The 5,629-nt window shown below is 65.2% G+C and carries 7 protein-coding genes; 2 read left to right on the top strand and 5 right to left on the bottom strand.

Going from position 1 to position 5,629, the window contains the following annotated elements; translation table 11 throughout:
- The coding region (locus tag MOV74_RS29975) for a LysR family transcriptional regulator (RefSeq protein ID WP_246930322.1) at positions 1 to 124 on the bottom strand (124 nt) is incomplete at its 3' end.
- Positions 125 to 246: 122 nt separating this feature from the next.
- Here MOV74_RS29975 and MOV74_RS29970 point away from each other — a divergent pair.
- A complete protein-coding gene (locus MOV74_RS29970; RefSeq protein WP_246930320.1) occupies positions 247 to 861 on the top strand; it encodes a pyridoxamine 5'-phosphate oxidase family protein in 615 nt (204 codons plus the stop codon).
- A 201-nt stretch (positions 862 to 1,062) separates the two neighbouring features.
- Here the strand turns inward: MOV74_RS29970 and MOV74_RS29965 are convergent, their stop codons facing one another.
- Genes MOV74_RS29965 through MOV74_RS29955 form a run of 3 tightly spaced genes read right to left on the bottom strand, consistent with a single transcriptional unit; the run spans position 1,063 to position 4,608 of the window.
- Complete coding sequence (locus MOV74_RS29965; protein ID WP_246930318.1) at positions 1,063 to 1,794, bottom strand: ABC transporter ATP-binding protein; 732 nt, start codon at positions 1,792 to 1,794, stop codon at positions 1,063 to 1,065.
- Entirely contained in the window at positions 1,791 to 3,560 is a 1,770-nt protein-coding gene (locus MOV74_RS29960; RefSeq protein ID WP_246930316.1) for an ABC transporter permease subunit, read from the bottom strand. Before MOV74_RS29960 ends, MOV74_RS29965 begins: the two co-directional genes overlap by 4 nt.
- A 7-nt stretch (positions 3,561 to 3,567) precedes the next feature.
- Positions 3,568 to 4,608, bottom strand: coding sequence for a branched-chain amino acid ABC transporter permease (locus tag MOV74_RS29955; protein WP_246930307.1), 1,041 nt, complete (start codon positions 4,606 to 4,608; stop codon positions 3,568 to 3,570).
- A 178-nt stretch (positions 4,609 to 4,786) separates the two neighbouring features.
- Between MOV74_RS29955 and MOV74_RS29950 the strand changes: the two genes are divergently transcribed.
- Positions 4,787 to 5,308, top strand: coding sequence for a MarR family winged helix-turn-helix transcriptional regulator (locus MOV74_RS29950; RefSeq protein WP_246930306.1), 522 nt, complete (start codon positions 4,787 to 4,789; stop codon positions 5,306 to 5,308).
- Between the two features lie 96 nt (positions 5,309 to 5,404).
- Here the strand turns inward: MOV74_RS29950 and MOV74_RS29945 are convergent.
- Positions 5,405 to 5,629, bottom strand: a 225-nt coding sequence (locus tag MOV74_RS29945; protein WP_309486849.1) for an MOFRL family protein, incomplete at its 5' end; no start/stop codon positions are given.

Below are 5,629 nucleotides of genomic sequence, written 5' to 3'. Positions count from 1 at the left end.
CCTCCAGCGCCGCGATCAGCCGCGTCACCGCCGAGGGCGACAGTCGCAGCTTGCGCGCCGCCGGCGCAAAGCCGCGCAGATCGGCGACGGTGACGAAGACGTGCATGGCTTCGAGACGGTCCATGGGCATTATTGCATATATTGCAACGATGAAGTGTCAAGCAGATCGATTGTTTTACCCGCCGAAAGCTCCATTTTGGGACGTGAAAGACGCAGCAATGCGCCGGAATTCCAGGAGATGTTCCGATGACGGCCGTACAGACTTATGCCAGCGACGTCGCCTTCTCGCCCGCGGTGAAGGTGATCCAGGCGCGCAAGGGTTCGCGCGAGGCTTATGCGCGCAGCGAGCAGCGCGGCTGGCGCACCGAGGTCGACGACAACCTCGAAGCCTTCCTCGCCGACGCCAACAGCTTCTATTTCGCCACCGCTTCAGCGGACGGCCAGCCCTATATCCAGCACCGCGGCGGGCCCAAGGGCTTTCTCAAGGTGCTGGACAAGCAGACGCTGGCCTTCGCCGACTACGCCGGCAACCAGCAGTTCATCACCCAGGGTAACCTCTCGGACAATCCCAAGGCCTACATCTTCGTGATGGACTACGCCCACCGCCGCCGCGTGAAGATCTGGGGCGAGGCGCGCGTCATCGAGGACGACGAGGCACTGACGACGTCGCTGATGCCGAAGGGCTATCGTGCCCGGCCCGAGCAGGTGATCCTGTTCAAGATCGCGGCATGGGACACCAACTGCCCGCAACACATCCCACAGAAGTTCGATGCGGGTGACGTTGCCACGGCGCTGGCGATGAGGGATGCGAGGATTGCGGAGTTGGAGGCGGAGGTCGCAGCGCTGAAGGCGGCTGGTTGATCTCCGAGCCACACGCTCGGTGCACCCTCGCCCCTTGTGCGAGAGGGTGGATCGCCGCGAAGCGGCGAGCCGGGTGAGGGGTTCTCTCCTCACGAGAGGTGTCACGTGTGGAGAGAACCCCTCATCCGGCGCTTCGCGCCACCTTCTCCCACAAGGGGAGAAGGGAGGGGCATCGCCATTGCGGCGCCAGCGACCGCGAAATCAGATCACGCTCTCACCTTCGTGCTGGAAGCCGAGATAGCTGGCCGCGACGCGTTCGTTCGCCGCGATGTCGCTGGCCTTGCCGCTGAGCACGAACTCACCGAGCTCCATGACATAGGCCTGGTCCGCGATCTTCAGCGCGGCCTGCGCGTTCTGCTCGACCAGCAGGACGGAGACGCCGCTGGCGCGCAGCTCGGTGACGATGCGGAAGATGTCGGCGACGATGATCGGGGCGAGGCCGAGGCTCGGCTCGTCCAGCATCAGGAGCTTCGGCTCTCCCATCAGCGCCCGGCCCATCGCCAGCATCTGCTGCTCGCCGCCGGAGAGCGTGCCGGCGAGCTGCTTGCGGCGCTCCTTCAGCCGCGGGAACAGCGTGTAGACGCGCTCCATCGAGGCTTTCGCCTTGCTTCGCTCGATGCGAAAGGCTCCTAACTCGAGATTGTCCTCGACATTCATGGTCACGAACAATTCGCGGTGCTCGGGAACAAGGCCGAGGCCCATCGCGACGCGGTCCTCGATGTCGAGCCGGGCGAGATCCTGTCCCGCAAAGGTGACGCGGCCCTTCAGTGGCAGGACGCCCATGATGGCGGAAAGCAGCGTGGTCTTGCCGGCGCCGTTGGCGCCGACGATGGTGACGATCTGGTTGTCGCCGACCTCGAGCGAGACCGAGCGCACCGCCTCGACCTTGCCATAGGCGACATGTGCGTCGGTGACGGACAACAGCGTGCTCATGCCGCCACTCCGAGATAGGCCTTGATCACTTCAGGGTTGGTCTTGATCGTGGCGGGGGTGCCCTCGGCGATCTTGGTGCCGAAATCGAGCACCACGATGCGGTCGGCGAGGTTCATAACGAAGCCCATGTCGTGCTCGACCAGCAGCACGCTCATGCCGCCGTCGCGCAATTCACGGAGCAGGGTGGCGAGCTGCTGCTTTTCCATATGGCGCAGGCCGGCGGCCGGCTCGTCGAGCAGCAGCAGCATCGGATCGACGCAGAGCGCGCGGGCGATCTCGACGATGCGCTGCTGGCCAAGCGAGAGGCTGCCCGCGAGGTGGTGCATCTGCTCAGTGAGGCCGACACGCTCGATCTGGCGGGCGGCCTCAGCGAGAAGCTTGGCTTCATCGGCGCGGTCGAGCCGCAGCATCGAGGCGATCGGCCCCGAATGGCCGCGCAGATGCGCGCCGATCGCGACGTTTTCCAGCACGGTCATGTCAGGCACCAGCTTGACGTGCTGGAATGTGCGGGAGATGCCGAGCTTGACGATCTCCTGCGGCGGCGCCTTGTCGACTTTCCTGCCCAGCACCGAGATCGAGCCTGAGGTGGCCGACAGCACGCCGGTGATGAGGTTGAAGGTCGTGCTCTTGCCGGCGCCGTTCGGGCCGATGAGCGCGACGATCTCGCGGGCCTGGACGTCGAAGGAGACGTTGTTGACGGCGACGACGCCACCAAACTGCTTTCGCGCCTTGTCGACCTGGAGCAGGACGCTGGACTGGCCGGGCGAGCGGGTGCGCTGCTCCAGCTTCAGGGAGGTGTCGGGCTTCTTGCCACCGGTAGATTCCGGCAGGAACGACATCAGCCACGGCCAGAGGCCGCCGGGGGCGAGTTGCAACAGGGCCACCAGCATGATGCCGAACACGATGGTCTCGACCTGTCCGGATCCGGGCAGGATCAGCGGCAAATAGCTTTGCAGCACCTCTTTCAGGACCACGACGATCGCCGCGCCCAGGACGCCGCCCCAGACATAGCCGGCGCCGCCGACCACCGCGATGAAGAGATATTCGATGCCGGCCTGGGCGCCGAACGGTGTCGGGTTCACCGCGCGCTGAAGATGCGCGTAGAGCCATCCCGAGAGGCCGGCCAGGACCGCGGCATGGATGAACACCAGCAATTTGGCGCGCGGCGTGTGCACGCCGAACGCTTCGGCTGCGACATGGCCGCGGCGCAGCGCGCGGATGGCGCGGCCGGTGCGGGAATCCAGCAGGTTCATCGTCAGCAGCGCCGACACGATCACGGCGACCCAGATCGCGTAATAGATCGAGCCGGGCGAGAGCATCTTGAACGTGCCGATCGAGAGCGGCGGGATTGCCGAGATGCCGTCGTTTCTCCCGAGGAATTCCAGCTTGCTGAACAGATAGAACAGCCCGAGCCCCCAGGCGAGGGTGCCGAGCGGCAGATAATGGCCGGAGAGGCGGACGGTGATCAGCCCGAGCAGCACCGCCAGCGAACCGCTGACGACCAGCGACAGCGGCAGCGTCAGCCAGGGCGACAGGCCGTAGGCCGTCGACAGCACCGCGGTGGTGTAGGCGCCGAAGCCGACGAAAGCCGCCTGTCCGAACGAGGTCAGGCCGCCGACGCCGGTCAGCAGCACGAGGCCCATCGCGACCAGGGCGGCGAGACCGATATTGTCGAGCAGCACGATCCAGAACGGGGGCATCCCCGGGATGAACGGGATCGCCGCCATGAGAGCTGCGAAGGCGATGATGGGAAGCCGGCTCTGCATCTTGGCGTCAGTCCTTCTCTTCCTCGACCGCCGGCGCGGCGAGCGAGCGCAGCAGCAGCACGGGGATCAGCAACATGAAAACGATCACCTCCTTGTAGTTGGAGGCATAGAAGGACGAGAACGCCTCGACGAGGCCGACGACCAGCGCCGCGACGGCGGTCAAGGGGTAGCTGACGAGGCCGCCGATGATCGCGGCGACGAAGCCCTTCAGGCCGATCAGGAAGCCGCTGTCATAGTAGAGCGTCGTGATCGGCACGATCATGATGCCCGACAGCGCGCCGATGACGGATGCCAGCAGGAAGGCGATCTGTCCCGATAATGTGGTGCGGATGCCCACGAGTCGCGCCCCCAGCCGGTTCACCGCGGTCGCGCGCAGCGCCTTGCCGTAGAGCGTCAGGCCGAAGAACAGCCAGAGCCCGACGATGAAGGCGACGGTGATGCCGTAGACGGTGAGGCTCTGGCCGGTGAAGCGCAGCGCGCCGGCGGTGAAGGCGCCGGACAGCACGGCTGGTCCGCGCTGACCTTCGGCACCGAAGAACAGGAGGCCCAGTCCCTGCAGCGCGAGGTGGACGCCCACCGAGGCGATCAGCAGCACCAGCACGGAGGTGTGCGCCAGCGGCTGGAATGCGACGCGGTAGAGATAGAGGCCGATCATCGCCACGATCACCAGCGACAGCGCGATGCTGACCGCGACCGGCGGCTTCTGAGCGGCGAAATACATAGTCAGCGCCAGCACGATGGCCGGCAGCACGATGTTGGTGGCAGCGCTGCGCAGGATCAGCCGCCCGTGCAGCGCCTTGCGCGCCACGAACAGGTCGAAGGCGAAGGCGCCGATGCCCAGTGCCATTGCGAGCTTTGCCGTGCCCGGCATCTGGCCCGCCGCCAGCGAGGCATAGGTCAGCGCGCCGTAGGTGACGAATTCGCCCTGGGGAATGAGGATCACCCGGGTAACGGCGAACACCAGCACCAGCGCCAGGCCGAGCAGCGCATAGATCGCGCCATTGGTGATGCCGTCCTGCACCAGGAACAGCATGATGGTGGTATTCAAGACCGGACGCTCCCCCTAAAGATTGCGGACGGTCCCCTCGATTGCGGTGGACGGTCCGCTCACAGCCATTGAAAAACGCATGCGATATTTGATATGGTCCATAACAATTATCAAATATAACATCAAGGGCGGGACGGACGGCCTGTCCCGAATTTAACGCGATTACGAGCACGAGGCGATGACCGTTTCCAAAGCCGCTGAAAAGTCCTCTGAAAAGCCCCCCGAGACGGCCAAGGGCCGCAAGGACGTGGCCGAGGCGCAACCGGAGGCGCTCCAACTCGGCGATCTCTCCGAACAGCTCGGCTACGTGCTGAAGCGGGCGCAGCTCAAGGTGTTCGAGAACTTCCTGCGCTGCATGGCCTCGCTCCAGCTGACGCCGGCGCAATTCTCCGTCCTGCTGCTGGTCGAGAAGAATCCCGGCCGTAACCAGACCGAGATCGCCTCCACCCTCGGCATCCTCAGGCCTAACTTCGTGGCGCTGCTCGATAATCTCGAGAGCCGCGACCTTTGCGCGCGGATCCGCTCCACCAACGACCGCCGCTCGCACATCCTGGTGCTGACCGACAAGGGCAAGGCCGTGCTGGCCCGCGCCAAGAAGCTCGTCGCGACCAAGCATGAGGCCCGGTTGAACGACTTGCTCGGCCAGGCCAACCGCGAAGCCCTCATCGCGATGCTCTCGAAGGTCGCCAGCGAGTTTTAAGGCAGTCATTCCGGGCGATGCGTAAGCATCGAACCCGGAATCCCGAGATTCCGGGTTCACGCTTGCGCGTGCCCCGGAATGACGGGAGAAACTCTCTCACTCCACCAGGATCACCCTGATATCGTTCACGTTGGTCAGTGTCGGGCCCGGCAGCAGCAGGTCCCCTGTCGCCTCGAAGAACGCGGTGGCGTCGTTGTTGTCCAGGTACGCCTGCGGCTGGAGCGCTAGCGCCTTCATCTTTGCGAACGTCGCCGCGTCGATCAGCGCGCCGGCGGGGTCGGTGGGGTTGCCGGCGCCGCCATCGGCACCATCGGTGTCGGC

The organism is Bradyrhizobium sp. SHOUNA76 (genome assembly GCF_023006445.1).
Taxonomy (GTDB): Bacteria; Pseudomonadota; Alphaproteobacteria; order Rhizobiales; family Xanthobacteraceae; genus Bradyrhizobium.
The sequence above is the reverse complement of the archived record's forward strand: the minus strand, read 5'-3'. Positions and strand labels throughout refer to the sequence as shown.